Source organism: Streptomyces tateyamensis, from assembly GCF_003205575.1.
In the GTDB taxonomy this organism is placed as follows: Bacteria; Actinomycetota; Actinomycetes; order Streptomycetales; family Streptomycetaceae; genus Kitasatospora; species Kitasatospora tateyamensis.
On sequence record NZ_PYBW01000040.1, the window covers coordinates 55,592 to 70,195 of the forward strand.

A 14,604-nucleotide genomic window follows, 5' to 3' on the forward strand; every position below is an offset into this window, starting at 1 on the left:
CGGCCGGGTGAGGAGTACGCGCTCATCCGATCGCGCGGTGGCCGCGGGACCGCGCGACCACCGGACCAACCCGTCACCCGCTCGCTGATCGCCTACAACTACTGAACTGCTTCCCTGCGGCTCCGATCCCGGCAGCACCCGGACTGCCGGCGGCAAGCTGCGACAAGGCTCGACGCCACCTCGGCCTGCTTCCCACACCGTCCACACCCGCGACCTGCACCGCTACCTGCGCCGGCGCAACGCCGACGCCCGCCACTGCGAGAGCATGTCCACCGCTGGCGCCACCTCGCACCGGCGAAACCCGCCGGGTTTTCGTCCGCTGCCCAGGGGCAGACGCGCACCCGGCGGGTCGGCGGCGTGTCCGGGCCCGTTGTCGGGGTGCGCCGTGAGGACGGAGAGACAGATGACATCACCAGGTGGCGACCAGGCGCTGGTCCGCACCAACGTGCCGGCCCGGCTGGACCGGTTGCCCTGGTCCCGCTGGCATTGGCGGATCGTCATCGGGCTGGGCACGGTGTGGATCCTGGACGGTCTGGAGGTGACGATCGTTGGCAACATGGCGAGCCGACTGGCCGAGCACGGCAGCGGGATCGCGATCAGCACCTCGCAGGTGACCACCTTGGCGGCCGCCATCTACGTGGCGGGGGCGTGCAGCGGGGCGCTCTTCTTCGGCTGGCTGACCGACCGGCTGGGCCGCAAGCGACTGTTCATGCTGACGCTGGCCGTCTACCTGGCGGCGACCGCGGTGACCGCGCTGTCCTGGACCGCCTGGTTCTTCTTCCTCTGCCGCTTCTTCACCGGGTTCGGCATCGGCGGCGAGTACGCGGCGATCAACTCCGCGATCGACGAACTGATCCCGGCCCGGGTGCGCGGCCGGGTCGACCTGGTGATCAACGGCAGCTTCTGGATCGGCGCGGCCGTCGGCGCGTTCGCCTCGATCGCGCTGCTGAACACCTCGCTGTTCGCCACCGACCTGGGCTGGCGGCTGGCCTTCGGGATCGGCGTGGTCCTGGGCCTGGTCATCCTGCTGGTGCGCCGGCACGTGCCGGAGAGCCCGCGCTGGCTCTTCACCCACGGCCGGGCCGACGAGGCGGAGGAAATTGTCCGCGAGGCCGAAGCGACGGTGGCGGAGCAGACCGGGGCCCCGCTGCCGGAGCCGGAGGGCGAACCGATCACGATCCGGCCCCGCGCGTCGCTCGGGTTCGTGACGATCGCACGCACCGTCACCAGCCGCTACCCGCGCCGCACGATCCTCGGCCTGTCACTCTTCATCGGGCAGGCGTTCCTGTACAACTCGGTCACCTTCGGTTACGCGGTCATCCTCACCACCTTCTTCAACGTGCCGACCGGGCAGACCGGTTACTACTTCGTAGTGATCGCGATCGGCAACTTCCTGGGCCCGCTGCTGCTGGGCGGCCTGTTCGACTCGGTCGGCCGCAAGCCGATGATCGCCGGCAGCTACCTGGGCTCGGGGATCCTGCTGTTCGGCACCGCCTATCTCTTCCAGCGCGGCGATCTGTCCGCGGTGACGATGACCGCGTGCTGGACGGCCGTGCTCTTCCTGGCCTCCGCGGGCGCCAGCGCCGCCTACCTGACGGTCAGTGAGATCTTCCCGCTGGAGACCAGGGCGCTGTGCATCGCCTTCTTCTACGCGGTGGGCACGGCGCTCGGCGGCATCACCGGACCGCTGCTCTTCAACAGCCTGGTGAGCAGCGGGAAGCCGGCCGACACCACGCTCGCGTTCTGCATCGGGGCGGGCCTGATGGCGGCGGCCGGCCTGGTCGAGGCGGCGATCGGTGTACAGGCCGAGCGCCGCAGCCTGGAGTCGCTGGCCGCGCCACTGAGCCTGGTGGAGGACTGACCCCGGCCGAGGGGAGTGCGGGAAGCCCTCCACCGGGTGCCGGAAGCCCTCCGGCAGAGTGCCCAGCACCTCGAAGCCCAGTGACCGATTCAGCTTTACCGCAGGCACGTTCGTCTCAACGACGGCGTTGAACTGCATCGCCCGGAAGCCCGCCGCGCGTGCCCACTCCAGCGTGTACTCACACAGTGCCCGGCCCACGCCGCGTCCGGCGTGGGCCGGATCGACCATGTAGCTGGCGCTCGCGATGTGCGAACCGTTGCCCATGTGGTTGTTGTTCATTTTCGCCGTGCCCAGGACCGTTCCGGCGTCGTCGACAGCGAGGACCGTACGGTTCGGGGCCGGCAGGAGCCACCAGGCACGCGCCTCGTCCGCAGTGAGATCGATCGGATAGGTGAAGGTCTCGCCTGCGGCGACGATGTGGTGGAAGAAGGGCCAGATGGCGGGCCAGTCCTCGCCATCGGCTTCCCTGATCAGCATGCGGACAGGATGCCGGTACGAACGGCAGGACCGCCAACGCATTTCACGGGCGATCGTCCCGGGCCGGCGGGAACGGCCGGTTGGGCCCGGACACGCCGAGGAACCGCAGCACGGCCAGGACACGGCGATGGTCGGCATCGACCACGGGCAGGTCGAACTTGGCGAAGATGTTGTTGATGTGCTTGGCCACGGCGCTCTCGCTGACCACCAGCGCCTGCGCGATGCCGGCATTGGAGCGCCCCTCGGCCATCAGGCCGAGCACCTCCCGTTCGCGGGGGGTCAGCCGCGCGAGGGGGTCGCTGTCGCGCCGCAGCAGCAACTGGGCGACGACCTGCGGGTCCAGGGCGGTGCCCCCGTCGGCCACCCGCCGGACCGCCGCCACGAAGTCGGCGACATCGGCAACCCGCTGCTTGAGCAGGTAGCCCACACTGCTGGTGTGCGCGGACAGCAGGTCAGCCGCGTACCGCTCCTCCACGTACTGCGAAAGCAGTACCACCGCCGTCCCCGGCCAGCGCCGACGGATCTCCATCGCCGCACGCACCCCCTCGTCGGTGAAGCCGGGCGGCATCCGGACGTCGATCAGGGCGAGTTCGGGCCGGTGCTCCGCCACCGACGCCAACAGTCCCTCCGCGTCGCCGGCTTCCGCGGCGACCTGGAACCCGCCCATCTCCAGCACCTTGATCAGGCCGACCCGCAACAGCACCGAATCCTCGGCGATCACCGCGCGCACGGCAGCTCCGCGGTAATGGTGGTGGGGCCGCCGACGGGGCTGCTGACGTGGAAGGCCCCGTCGAGGGAGCCGACCCGCTTGGCCAGCCCGGTCAGCCCCGTGCCGGCGGCGGCGTCGGCACCGCCCAGCCCGTCGTCGGTAACGCGCACTCGCAGCATCTCGCCGACCTGACGGACTGTCACCTCTGCACGCATCGCATTGGCGTGCTTCGTCGCATTGGTCAGCGCCTCCGAGATCACGAAGTACGCGACCGACTCCACGCTGGGCGCCACCCGCTCCTCCAGATCGACCCGCAGCCGCACCGGCAGGGGCGTGCGGGCAGCCAGCCCGGACAACGCCGCGTCCAGCCCCCGGTCTTCGAGCACGGCCGGGTGCAGCCCCCGCACCAGGTCATTGAGTTCGACGATGGCCTCCTTCGCCTCCAGGTGCGCTCTCGCGATCACGTCGCGGGCATCACTCGGCAGGTCCGGGCGGCCGGCAATGGCCAGACCCAGGTTGACCGCGAGGGATACCAACCGCTGCTGGGTGCCGTCGTGCAGGTCGCGCTCGATCCGGCGGCGCTCCGCGTCGACGGCCTCGATCAAGTCGGTCCGACTCACGGCCAGCTGATCGACCCGCTCCTGGAGCCGCTGCGCCCGGCTGGGCCCGAGCAGGCCCAACGCCAGCCGCGCCTCGGCCCGGGCTACTGCCCATGCGGTCCAGGGCAGGGCGCCCAGGAGGAGGAGTCCGGCCGCTGTGTAGACCGGCAGCTGGGTCAGGTAGCCGAACCAGTCCTGGCGGAGTCCGCCCGGCAGCGCCCATGCCCAGGCGTAGGCGATGGTGCCCGCCAGGCCCGCCGCCGCCAGCACGAGCACCAGCAGTTCCAGCAGCGCGAGCAGCGGGCCCAGCAGGAGGTGGTAGCCGATCTTGCGCCAAGGCCGCGTCGCCGCGAGCCACCGAACGACCGAAGCCCACGTCCATCGATCCGGCGCGGCGGGGGTGAGCCGGGGGACGTCCACACCGATGAGCGCCCGGTAGCGGGCCCGCTGAGCGGCCGTCAGTACCGGGGTGCCGAGCAGGATCAGCGGGGCCGACACGGACGCCGTCAGGAGCCAGTTCCCGGTCTCGGCGCTAGTCGCCGCCGCCCAGGCCCACACGGGCACCAACGCCAGGTGCGGCGGGACACCGGCGGCCAGAAAGCCGGTGTCCCGCCGTGCCCGAAGGGCCGAGCGTCTCAGCCCCGCTGGAATGGTCATGGCCCTACGCTAGGGCACCGCAGGATGGCGGTGCCATGAACCCAGTACCCGACCTCATGGCGAACCAGTGGTGCGTTCTGTGTGCGCGGGTTGGATCAGGAGGAGCGGAAAGCCCCGGCCTTGAGGCCGGCGAGGAAGTCGGTCCAGGAGGGGGCGGGGAAGGCCAGGGCGGGGCCGTGCGGGTCCTTGGAGTCGCGGACCGGCATGACGCCGCGAAGCCCACGGGCAATCTCCAGGCAGTTGCCCCCCTGCTGGCTGTAGGACGACTTCTGCCAGCGGGCGCTGGACGTGTCCATACTCACTGAATTTCCTTCCGAACAGCGCGAAGCATCTCAAGTGACGCTAGCTCAGATAGCGCCCCCACTTGGAGACGATGGTAGTTCCTGTCCCAGGTGGAGAGAATGTCAGCGTCTCTCTGGAGGTAGCCGGATCCTTCGGACTCCGTGTACCCGGCCAAGCGTCGGTCCGGCAGGGTGGCCAGCACGATCGGCACTGTGAAGGGACGCGACTCGCCCATGGAAAATGGCGCTACCTGGATCGTGACCTTCGGTCGGGAAGCCAGGTCCTCCACGAAATCCAGCTGGCCGACGAGGACCCTCCGGCCTCCGACGACTCGCCGCAGGCAGGCTTCGTTGAGGGCGATGTAGATGTAGGGAGCTGCTGGACCATCGAGGAGGCGGCGCTGGCGGGCGGCGAGCAGGGCCAGACGTTCGCTGGCCTGCTTCTCGTCGATGAGGCCGCGTGCGACATCGGCGCTGGCTAAGGCCGCGGCGTAGTCGGGTGTCTGCAACGGTCCGGGGATCACGTCCAGCTCGAACATGCGGATCTCGGTCGCACGAGCTTCCTCTGCCAGGTACTCCGAGAACCCTTCCAGCAAGGCGCGATTCTTGATCGCCTGCCAAAGGATCTGGAAGGTGAGTCCGGTCCCGAAGAACGCATCGGCCTTGACGGCGAACTTGCGGCCGGGTGACTTCACGGCTGTTTCGAGCCCGGAGATATGACCGCCAGTGCACCCCAGATGCTGGCCCAGCTGATCTTGGGTCAAGCCGCGCTCATTGCGTGACCTGCGGAGTTGGTCGCCGAACGCAGCCCCGGGGGAGACGCTTGGGTCAAGGCGCTTCAGATTCATCTGGCCCTCCGTCAACTCACCTTTTGAGTTCCGAGAGTTGCGAGACTCCCGCTGACTGGCGATCGTAGTCCCTGCCGGTAGTCACCTGGCTACCGATTGCGACGGTGGGATCCGTCTGCCGGTTGCCCACACCCATCTCGCACGCCCCCGAAAGGGAGTGAGCTCCCTTCATGGCCAAGCGACTCGACCGGCTCCGTGCCCTGGTGAGCAGGGTGCGCCGACGGCCTCGCTGCCCCCTTCGATGGCACAACTGCCCCCTCTGCACCGCGAAGTGAGGAACCACCCATGCCCGAGCCCAGGATGACCCTGCGCGTCTACCGGCTGGCCCCCGACGGGACCCGTACCGACCTGACCGCGACCGAGACCGCCGGGGTGGAGCCCGACGGTTCGCGGTTCCTGGAGGACCACCCGTGCCGGTGTCAGCGCTGCTGCGCGCAGTCCGGGGAGCCCGCGTGAACGAGTTGCCCAGTCCCGAGCCGGTTCCCGACTGTGCCGAGTGCGCGCGATTCCTGGCTCGCCTCGCGGCGACGCCGGCGCAGACCTCCGAGTGGACGGACGTGCGGGTGCTCTGGCGCCGGCACCTCGTCGCCCAGCACCCCGTGAGTGGGGTGGGGACGAGCAGCTGCTGACGCCGAAAAACCCAGCGCCGCAGGTGTGCGGGCCGGGGCATCATGTCGGCATGACAGACCAGAACTTCGACTGGGTGACTCTCTTCTGCTTCGAGAACGTCGCCGGCTCCCCGCGGCCGGGTCGACTGACGGCGGTTTGACTGCGCGACCGCGGCATCGACTGGTACCCGTTCGCCGCCGACGAGGTCAGGATCGACCTGATGTGCGGCAAGCGCGCGGACGGGCGCTGGCACGGCACGGTCGCCGTCCGCTTCCGCGCCGACGCGCTTCGGCGCCTCGGGTTGCATCCTGACCAGCCGACCTCGGTCCCGGCGGACCCGCCGCCGCCGAAGTGGTGGGGCCCGTGGGCTCGGTGAGGCTCACGCGACGCCGGCCGGAGTGGCTGGGCAGTTCCGGTCGCGCCGACGGACCGGGAGGGAGCGAGCGGCTGGCTCCCACGGCCAAGCGCGGTGACGGTCGCTCCTACCAACCCCCTTGGCAGCGACCCGCCGTCAGTACGCCGCCAGGTGCTCCCGCACCAGGGCGAAGGCCGCCGCAGGGTCGGCCGCCCGGCTGACGCCGCGGCCCACGACCACGTGTGACGCACCGTCAGCAACGGCCGCGCCGGGGGTGACGGCCCGGGCGTGGTCGTCCGGGGAGCCGCCCGGGAGGCTCACGCCCGGGGTGACGACGAGTGCCTCGGGGCCCAACGGCCCCCGCAGGCTGGCGACTTCCTGCGGCGAGGCGATCACCCCGTCGCAGCCGGCGCGTTGGACCAGCGCCGCCAGTCGCAGGACCTGGTCCGCCACGCCGGAGCCCACGGCCACGCTCACGCCCACCGCCGCGAGGTCGGCGTCGGTCATGCTGGTGACCACCGTCAGGGCCAGGACCGGCAGGCCGGGGAACTCGCGGGCGGCCGCCACCGCCGCGCCCAGGATGCCCGGTCCGCCCATGCTGTGCACGGTCACCATCGACACCCCGAGGGCGCCCGCCGCGCGGACCGCACCGGCCACCGAGTTCGGAATCTCGAAGAGCTTGAGGTCCAGGAAGACCTCCTTGCCCTGCTCGACCAGCCAGGTCACCAACGACGGCCCGGCCGCGGTGAGCATTTCCAGGCCCACCTTGTAGCAGTGGCACGCGTTGCCGAGTCGGGTCACCAGGGCTTCGGCGGCGGCGCGGTTGTCGAAGTCCAGGGCGACGATGATCTGACGGTGCGGGTCCATGGCGCCGATTGTGGATCATGGCCACGGACCTGCATCTCACCGGCATCCGCCGTCCGGCATCCCGCGTCCGGCGTCAGCCCACGGTCACCGTGAACGGACCGGCCAGCACCGAGTAGCCGTCGTTGGCCAGGTAGTACGCGTCGTACTTGGACCCGGCGCTCAGCTTGCCGGTGGACAGGGTCACCGCGCCGCTCTGGTTGGGCGTGTAGGACCAGACGAGCGAGGACTGCGCGCCCGGCTTGACGCCCGCCGGGTAGAGGCCGACCCAGTTCTTCGCGCTGACCTGGGAGGCGTTCGGCAGCGCGTAGCGCAGCGTGAGGTTGCCGCCGCTCGCGACCGCGTTCAGGTCGCCGGTCAGGGTGGGACCGGTGGCCGTGGCCGGCGCGAAGGCGGCGTTCAGCGGGGTCGCGTAGGTGTCGTTGGCGGTCAGGCCAGGAAGGCCGAGCGCGCTCTCGATGGTGCGGCCGATCGAGTAGTGGTCGTAGTGCGCCGGGCTGCTGGTGCCGGCCGGGACGGTGCCCCGCGAGCCGAGCACGACGGTGGCCACGTGGTTGTAGCCCTCGGTCTCGCTCTCGTCCCAGGTGAGCACGAGCAGCGAGCGCTGCTGGGTCCAGGCGGGGGAGGAGAGCACCGGGGCCAGCGTCTGCTTCAGCCAACCGTCCTGCACCTGCAGGCTGGTGGCGCTGCCGTTCCCGGAGGCCTCGCCGTCGTAGTAGTCGTCGGCGGCGATCCAGGAGAAGTTCGGCGTGGTGGCGGCCGACTTGAGATCGGTGGTCAGCTGCGTGGTGTCGAACAGGTGCGCCGCGCAGCGGGCCGCGTTGCCGCTGATGTCGGTGTAGTTGATGAATGGAGCGTCGTCCGGCATGTACTTGGCGTCGTACTGCGTGGTCGTGTTGCAGGGGGTGCCCATGCCCTGCTCGTAGGCCTTCCAGCTCTTGCCGGCGGCCTCCAGGGTGTCACCGAGGTTGCGCTGCGGGGAGTTGATGTTGGGCCAGTAGGTGGCACCCTTGGTGTAGGTGTCGCCGCCGGCGATGGCGAGGTAGTTCTCGTCGCTCGGGTGGTAGACGCCGTGCGCGTCGGTGAGGGTGGCACCCTGCGCCATCAGGCTGTGCGTGAACGGGGTGTCGGTCGGGTCGTTCATGATCTCGGAGTAGTCGGTGTTCTCCATCATGACGGTGAACACGTGGTCGTAGCCCGGCACCTGGGAGACGGGCGGGGCGACCGGGGCCGGCGTGGTGACCGGGGTGTCGAGGCTGAGCGAGAGGTTGTCCAGGTAGCCGGTCTCGCTGCTGGTGGACAGGAACTGGACCTCGACCTGGATCGACCGGGTGCCGGCCGGGACGGCGCCGGTGGTGCTGCGGGCGAGGAACTTGCTGGACAGCCCGCGGTCGGTCGCGGAGACGGTGGGCAGCTTGCCGGTGCTGCCGAGCGGGTTGCCGTGCACGTCCTGGAAGTGCACGGCCACCGCGGCGTAGCCGCCGTAGGTGGTCCAACCACCCAGCCAGCCGGCCAGGTTGTAGTGCACGCCGCCGCCGTCGATGGCGCTCGCGGCCGAGGAGACGTCGACCGACTGCGACATCGAGCCGTCGCCGAAGTTGCCGGGGCCGAAGAAGGCCTTACCCGGGGTGCCGGTGCCCGGCAGGCCGAAGGAGGCGACCGAGTGGCACATCACGTTGACCCCGCCGGCCTGGACGGTCCAGCCCGGGACGGTGGTGGCCGCGCTCCAGTCTCCGGTGCAGTAGCCGCCGGCCTCGGCGTCGCCGTTGACGAGCAGGTTGCCGCCGGCGGCGGCCGCCTGGGCGGGTGCGGGCGCGGTGACGACGAGCGCACCGAGCAGGGGCAGGGTGGCGGCCAGCAGGGGGCTCCAGCGCAGTCGCATTCGGAGGTACCTCGTCCCAATCGCTGAGGGGGAATTGAGATGAACGGGACATAGGTATCGGTCGGGGCTGTCCAACGGAAGAACTTCGACCGAACTTGCTCAGACAAGTTCGGCCTAGTTGCTTGGACAACTCGTCAACTGTTGTTCAGACAAGTTGTGCTTGGACGGTCATGAGCCCATGCCCGTGCCCGTGCCCGTGCCGGTCGGCATGGTCGGGGGGCGGCCTGAGGTCGGGGCTCGACCGGCGCCTTTCCCTCGTGTGCGTGGCGGCTCTTGGCGGGACTGGACGTTCCGTGGACAGGGGAACGGATTCGGACATAGATTCCCTGACAAGGGTGATCCAAGGCGCTGACGCGGGGGAGAAGAATGACCATGGCGGACTCGGACCTCAACCACCAGCTGGACCCGTGGATGTTCGACAAGTCCGGGAACCTCACGCCGCAGGCGCGGCAGCAGCACCCCGACCTGGCCGGCACCCCGGCCGCGATAGGCACCGGCGGCAGCGGCAGCGGCGGCGGTCAGCCGCTGGTGGTGACCCCGGCCGCGCTGCACACCGCCGGGCAGAACGCCCTCCAACTGGGGAACCGGATGGTCGCCGACTGCCAGATCCCGGCCGGCAACAGCATGTTCGCGGCCGCGACGGCGATGAGCGGCTGGGCCGTCGGCGGTGCCATCACCACCGCGCACCAGACCTGGGAGATGCAGTTCCTCACCCTGGGCGGCAACCTGATCACCATCGGGCAGAACATGCAGGACAGCGCCGCCGGGTACACCCGCACGGACAACGCCAACCACGCCCACCTCCGCGGCATGGACTTCTGACGGGTCGACAGGTTCGACGGGTCGACAGGTTCGACGGGTCGAGGGGTCGACTGGTCGACGGATTGCTGGATCGCTGGATCGACGGTTACGAGGACGGGGAAGCAGACAGCCGCATGGTGACGTACGACGAGCTCGCCAACACCAATCTTTCCGCGCTGGACACGGTCGCCACCGACTTCGAGCAACTGGTCCGCAAGTGGGAGTACGAATCGGACTTCCAGGGCGACGTGCTCAACCCCCTGTCCGCCAGTGGCTGGTCCGGCCCGGCCGCACAGGCCGCGGTCGGGCAGCTGACCCAGGCCCGCACCCAGATCGAGGCGGCGTTCAACGAGACCAGCGCCCTGGCGAAGGCACTGCGCGACGCCCACGACCAGTTCGCCGCCTGCCAGAAGACGCTGCACCAGATCCAGCAGGACGCCCAGACCCAGGGGTTGACGATCTCTGCCGACGGCACCCAGGTCACCTGGACCATGCCGCCCGACCTGCCGCACAACGCCGGGGTCCGCGAGGAGTACCGCCAGGGCATGGACCAGGAAGCGGCCAACCTTGCGCAGCGCCTGAAGACCGTGCTGCAGCAGGCGACCGAGGCCGACCAGGCCGCCGCCGCGGCGCTGGCCGCGGACACCGGCACCAACCAGCAGAGCTTCAACGCGGCGCCGGTGGGCGGCATCCCCGAGGAGGAGGCCGCCCAGGCGGCCGCTCTCGCGAGCCAGGGCAACAACCTCACCAATGCCCAACTCGCTCAGCTGGACGCCCTGCTGAAGGCGCACGCCAACGATCCGGCGTTCAGCACCGCGTTCTACAGGGATCTGGGCCCGCAGGGCACGCTGAAGTTCTGGGGCCAGCTCTCCGAGGGCTCGACCGGGCTCATCAAGCCGGACCAGGCGCGCCTGGACATCCTGACGGACATGCAGACGCAGCTCGGCACCTCGCTCGCCAGCGCCACCAACACCCAGAACTGGCCGCACCTGTCCGACCAGTGGGAGGCCGGCCTGCGCGCGGCGGGCGCCCAGCGGATCCAGCTGGCCGGCCCCGACGACTTCAACTACCAGCCCTACGGCTACCAGATCCTGGGCAGCATCCTGCGCACCGGGAACTACGACCCGCGCTTCCTGGACCCGATCGCCGAGCACGTCACCCAGTTGACGCAGAAGAACCCCGACATGTGGGCGATGGCCATGCCGCAGCCGCCCTGCCCCGACGTGAAGACCAACTTCCTGGGCGGCGGCTCCGGTTTCAACCCCGTCTCGAGCATCCTGGAGGGCCTGGGCCACAGCCCCGCGGCGGCCACGGACTTCTTCCACAATCCCGAGACGCTCTACAACGCCGACGGCACCCCGAGCGGCCACACCGCGCCCAACGGCTACCTGAACTTCCTGACGGACACCGACAAGAACCGGACGTTCGCAGACGTCGCCTGGCCGAACCAGAACAGCCTGGCCACGGCAGCCGCCTACGAGCCGACGGCACTCGGCCACGCCTTGCAGGCCGGCACCACGGGCGTGGCGTGGGACGCACCGAACGGGACCCCGCTGCCGCAGCACACGGAGGCGACGAACGACGTGATGCGGCAGGTGGTGGACAAGTTCGGGGGCAACCCGAGCCTGATCCAGGGGGACGGGGCACCGTTCCGCGCGATGAACGGGAGCTTGGCGAACATGACGGCGTCGTACATCGGGGACGTCAACCAGGCCGTCAGCTTCCCCGCCGGTAGCCACCTCAGTGTCTTCGGCGCTCCGGCGAACCTGGACCAGAACCACACGTTCGGCCTGGTGGATGCCCTCGGGCAGGACCCGGGTTCATACGGCACCGTTCAGCAGGCCCAGAACGGTTACCTGGCAGGACAGATCCAGAACGAGGCGCACCAGCCGGGCGACGTCAATGCCAACCTGGCACGAGTGGCCAGTCAGGGCGGTCAGGTCGACGGCATTCTCGCCAACGGCCGTGCCCGAGGGGTCGCCCAGGCCGGCTGGGCGTCCGACGCGGCCTACAACCAGGCGATCGACAGCAACACCGGCATCGCCAACACGATCTACAGCCAGACGGTAGGCGGCGTGGTCGGCAAGGTGCCCATCCTCGGCGACATCGCGAATGACCAGGTCAGCGGCATGATCACAGACATCGGAAACAGCTACCACCACGACAGCACCGCCCAGAGCATCAGCACGAACACGGACATCGTGACCTCCGGCAAGGCCGCGGCCGCCCAAGCGGCCCAGGACGCGACTCGGCAGGCTTTGCTGAACACCGGATTGGATCCCGCCGGGCAGACCACGGCCAACGTGGGCCAGGCGGCGGAGGTCGGCTTCGCCGCCGGGCTCGGTCTGGACCTGAGCGTCCATCAGGGGGACAAGTGAACGCGGTATCCCGTCGATGGTCGTTGACTGCTCTCGTTGCGGTGGTCGCCACCGCAGTGGTGCTCGTCGTGTGGCGGCCCTGGCAGGCCTCGGTGGCCAGCCTGCCGACGACTGCCTGCTGGGGTGCACTGAGCGCCGACGACCTCCGTCCGTTGGCACAGAAGGACCATCCGCTGACGGCCGCGACCAAACCCGGCACTTTGCAGGCGACGCCCCAGGCCACGAAGGACGGGTACAGCTGCCTGCTGTCGACGGGCAGCGGTAAGGACTGGTCAATGCCGGTCGTCGGCCCGGACGTCAACCTCTACTTCGGTGATCTGCAGACCAGCAGGAAGGTGGACGAGAGTCTCGGCAAGGTGCAGCCGCTCGCCTTCGGGGACGGAAACCTCGCGTGGGAGGTGGCCGGCAACGACTACTTCGTGAAGCTGGGCATCCCGTGCACCTTCCAGGATTCCGCCGGGCAGCCGGCCAAGGGCTACGCGGTGGTCTCGCTGCACACGGTGTACCGCCTCGGAGCCCCGGTACCGCCTACCGATCTCCGCCAGGCCGAGGCGACGATGGTCCTCAAGGTCGCCAAGCTCTTCGCCCAGCAGTACCCCTGCCCCGGTGTCACGCTGCCCGATCGGGCGCCGATTCTTCCGGACTTCCCGTGGGCGTGACTCGCGCTTGAATCACGTGATGCCGAGGGTGGCCAGCGGTCGGGTGGCGTCTCGGCCGTGCCTGCGCAGGCCCGCGGCGATGTTGTCGCAGCCGGTGATGCGGAGGGCGCCGATGGCCAGGTTGCGCGCCGCAGGCCATCGCGCCGGTGGTCTGCGTGCAGAACCGGTTCCACCTGGACCACCGCCGCAGTGACGCGCTGCTGCGCCGCTGCGGCGAGCTGGACATCGCGTTCGTCCCGGCGAGGGCCGTGAGCGCGGCCCGGCGGCGGCCGGCGCGGTGGACCAACGGGTCCTCGCGGTGGCCGAGGCGCACGGGGCCACCCTCGCGCAGATCCGGCTGGCCTGGACCCTGCACCAGGGCCCCCACGTGCTGGCCATCCCCGGCACCGGCAACCCGGCGCACCTGGAGCAGAACGTGGCGGCCGCGGCGCTGCGGCTGACCGAACAGGAGCTGGCACTGCTGGAGCAGTCGGCCTGAGCCGGCCGGGAAGGGGGGCGCGGCCCCGGGGGGCCGCGCCGTCGGTGGCGCCGCGCGCTCAGATCCACGTCGGCACGTGCCCCTCGGTGTAGCGGGCGCCGAAGCCGCCGCGGGGCAGGATCTCGTCGATGGCATCGAGGTCGGCACCGGTGAGGGCGAGGTCGGCGCTGCCGACGTTCTCCTCGATGCGCTGCGGACTGCGGCTGCCGGGGATCGGCACGATGTGCCCGCCCCGGGCCAGCAGCCAGGCCAGGGCCAGCTGGGCGACGGTGGCGCCCTTGGCCGCCGCGAGTTCGGCGAGCCGGCCGACGGCTTCGGCGTTGCGCTCGAAGTTGCCCGGCTGCCAGCGCGGGTCGGTGTTGCGCACGTCGGCGGCTCCGTACCGGCCCGCGGGTTCGGCGGTGCCGGTGATGAACCCGCGGCCGAGCGGGGAGTAGGCGACGAAGCCGATGCCGAGCTCGTCCAGGACGGGGAGGATCTGCTCGACGTCCCGCTCGAACAGGGAGTACTCGGTCTGCAGGACGGAGACCGGCTGCACGGCGTGCGCCCGGCGGATCGTCTCGGGTCCGGCCTCGCTGAGGCCGAAGTACTTCACCTTGCCCGCCTCGATCAGCTCCTTGACGGTGCCCGCGACCTCCTCCACGGGCACCTCGGGATCGACGCGGTGCTGGTAGAGGATGTCGACGTGGTCCACGCCGAGGTGGCGCAGGCTGGTGTCGGCGGCCCTGCGGATGCTGTCGGGCCTGCTGTCGAGGGCCTTGCCGATCCGCTCCGCGGGCACCGACACGTCGACGCCGAACTTGGTCGCGAGGACCACGTCCTCGCGGAAGCCCTTGACCGCCCTGCCGACCAGGGCCTCGTTGGATCCGGTGCCCAGGCCGTACATCTCGGCGGTGTCGAAGAGGGTGACGCCCAGTTCGTACGCGCGACGCAGGGCGGCGATGCCGGTCCCTTCGTCGGCGGACCCGTAGGCCATGGTCAGGCCCATCGCGCCGTAGCCGATCGCCGAGACCTCCAGGCCCTGGCTTCCCAGTGTCCGGTGTTGCACGAAGTACTCCTCGGGGAGGACCGGTGCCGCCCCGCCGGCGGGCGCCCGTCGAAGGGCGGCCCGGGTGCCGGCGGGGGACACCGGAGGTGTGGCGTGGG

12 protein-coding genes and 2 pseudogenes are annotated in these 14,604 nt (G+C 70.3%); 6 read left to right on the forward strand and 8 right to left on the reverse strand.

Going from position 1 to position 14,604, the window contains the following annotated elements; translation table 11 throughout:
* Positions 1–403: 403 nt before the first annotated feature.
* A complete protein-coding gene (locus C7C46_RS13160; protein WP_110669072.1) occupies positions 404–1,861 on the forward strand; it encodes an MFS transporter in 1,458 nt (485 codons plus the stop codon).
* A 21-nt stretch (positions 1,862–1,882) separates the two neighbouring features.
* Here the strand turns inward: C7C46_RS13160 and C7C46_RS13165 are convergent.
* The 5 genes and pseudogenes from C7C46_RS13165 to C7C46_RS13185 form a co-directional block, all read right to left on the reverse strand.
* A pseudogene (locus C7C46_RS13165) lies at positions 1,883–2,338 on the reverse strand (N-acetyltransferase family protein); the annotation flags it as partial.
* 43 nt (positions 2,339–2,381) lie between these two features.
* A complete protein-coding gene (locus C7C46_RS13170; RefSeq protein WP_110669074.1) occupies positions 2,382–3,068 on the reverse strand; it encodes a response regulator in 687 nt (228 codons plus the stop codon).
* Positions 3,056–4,303, reverse strand: a complete 1,248-nt coding sequence (locus C7C46_RS13175) for a sensor histidine kinase (protein ID WP_110669076.1) — start codon at positions 4,301–4,303, stop codon at positions 3,056–3,058. Before C7C46_RS13175 ends, C7C46_RS13170 begins: the two co-directional genes overlap by 13 nt.
* A gap of 95 nt (positions 4,304–4,398) precedes the next feature.
* Positions 4,399–4,599, reverse strand: a complete 201-nt coding sequence (locus C7C46_RS13180; protein WP_110669078.1) for a DUF397 domain-containing protein — start codon at positions 4,597–4,599, stop codon at positions 4,399–4,401.
* 2 nt (positions 4,600–4,601) lie between these two features.
* Complete coding sequence (locus C7C46_RS13185; protein ID WP_110669080.1) at positions 4,602–5,432, reverse strand: helix-turn-helix domain-containing protein; 831 nt, start codon at positions 5,430–5,432, stop codon at positions 4,602–4,604.
* A 285-nt stretch (positions 5,433–5,717) separates the two neighbouring features.
* Here C7C46_RS13185 and C7C46_RS34990 point away from each other — a divergent pair, with 285 nt between their 5' ends.
* Positions 5,718–5,888 carry a hypothetical protein gene (locus tag C7C46_RS34990; RefSeq protein ID WP_181442331.1) on the forward strand — a complete coding sequence of 57 codons (171 nt, stop codon included), beginning with the start codon at positions 5,718–5,720 and terminating at the stop codon, positions 5,886–5,888.
* Positions 5,889–6,552: 664 nt separating this feature from the next.
* Here C7C46_RS34990 and pyrF read toward each other — a convergent pair.
* Positions 6,553–7,263 (reverse strand): orotidine-5'-phosphate decarboxylase, encoded by a 711-nt coding sequence (gene pyrF, locus C7C46_RS13190; RefSeq protein ID WP_110669082.1) that lies wholly within the window; start codon positions 7,261–7,263, stop codon positions 6,553–6,555.
* Positions 7,264–7,336: 73 nt separating this feature from the next.
* Positions 7,337–9,142, reverse strand: coding sequence for an alkaline phosphatase family protein (locus C7C46_RS13195; protein WP_110669084.1), 1,806 nt, complete (start codon positions 9,140–9,142; stop codon positions 7,337–7,339).
* 372 nt (positions 9,143–9,514) lie between these two features.
* Between C7C46_RS13195 and C7C46_RS13200 the strand changes: the two genes are divergently transcribed.
* From C7C46_RS13200 to C7C46_RS13215, 4 genes and pseudogenes are all read left to right on the forward strand, one after another.
* Positions 9,515–9,964, forward strand: coding sequence for a hypothetical protein (locus C7C46_RS13200; RefSeq protein ID WP_146259078.1), 450 nt, complete (start codon positions 9,515–9,517; stop codon positions 9,962–9,964).
* 113 nt (positions 9,965–10,077) lie between these two features.
* A complete protein-coding gene (locus C7C46_RS13205; RefSeq protein WP_110669088.1) occupies positions 10,078–12,321 on the forward strand; it encodes a hypothetical protein in 2,244 nt (747 codons plus the stop codon).
* Between the two features lie 41 nt (positions 12,322–12,362).
* The gene (locus C7C46_RS34305; protein ID WP_146259079.1) at positions 12,363–12,980 is read left to right on the forward strand and encodes a hypothetical protein; all 618 of its coding nucleotides are present in this window, start codon (positions 12,363–12,365) and stop codon (positions 12,978–12,980) included.
* Between the two features lie 131 nt (positions 12,981–13,111).
* Positions 13,112–13,458: pseudogene (locus C7C46_RS13215) on the forward strand (aldo/keto reductase); the annotation flags it as partial.
* A gap of 58 nt (positions 13,459–13,516) precedes the next feature.
* Here C7C46_RS13215 and C7C46_RS13220 read toward each other — a convergent pair.
* Entirely contained in the window at positions 13,517–14,506 is a 990-nt protein-coding gene (locus tag C7C46_RS13220; RefSeq protein WP_110669092.1) for an aldo/keto reductase, read from the reverse strand.
* Between the last annotated feature and the right edge of the window lie 98 nt (positions 14,507–14,604).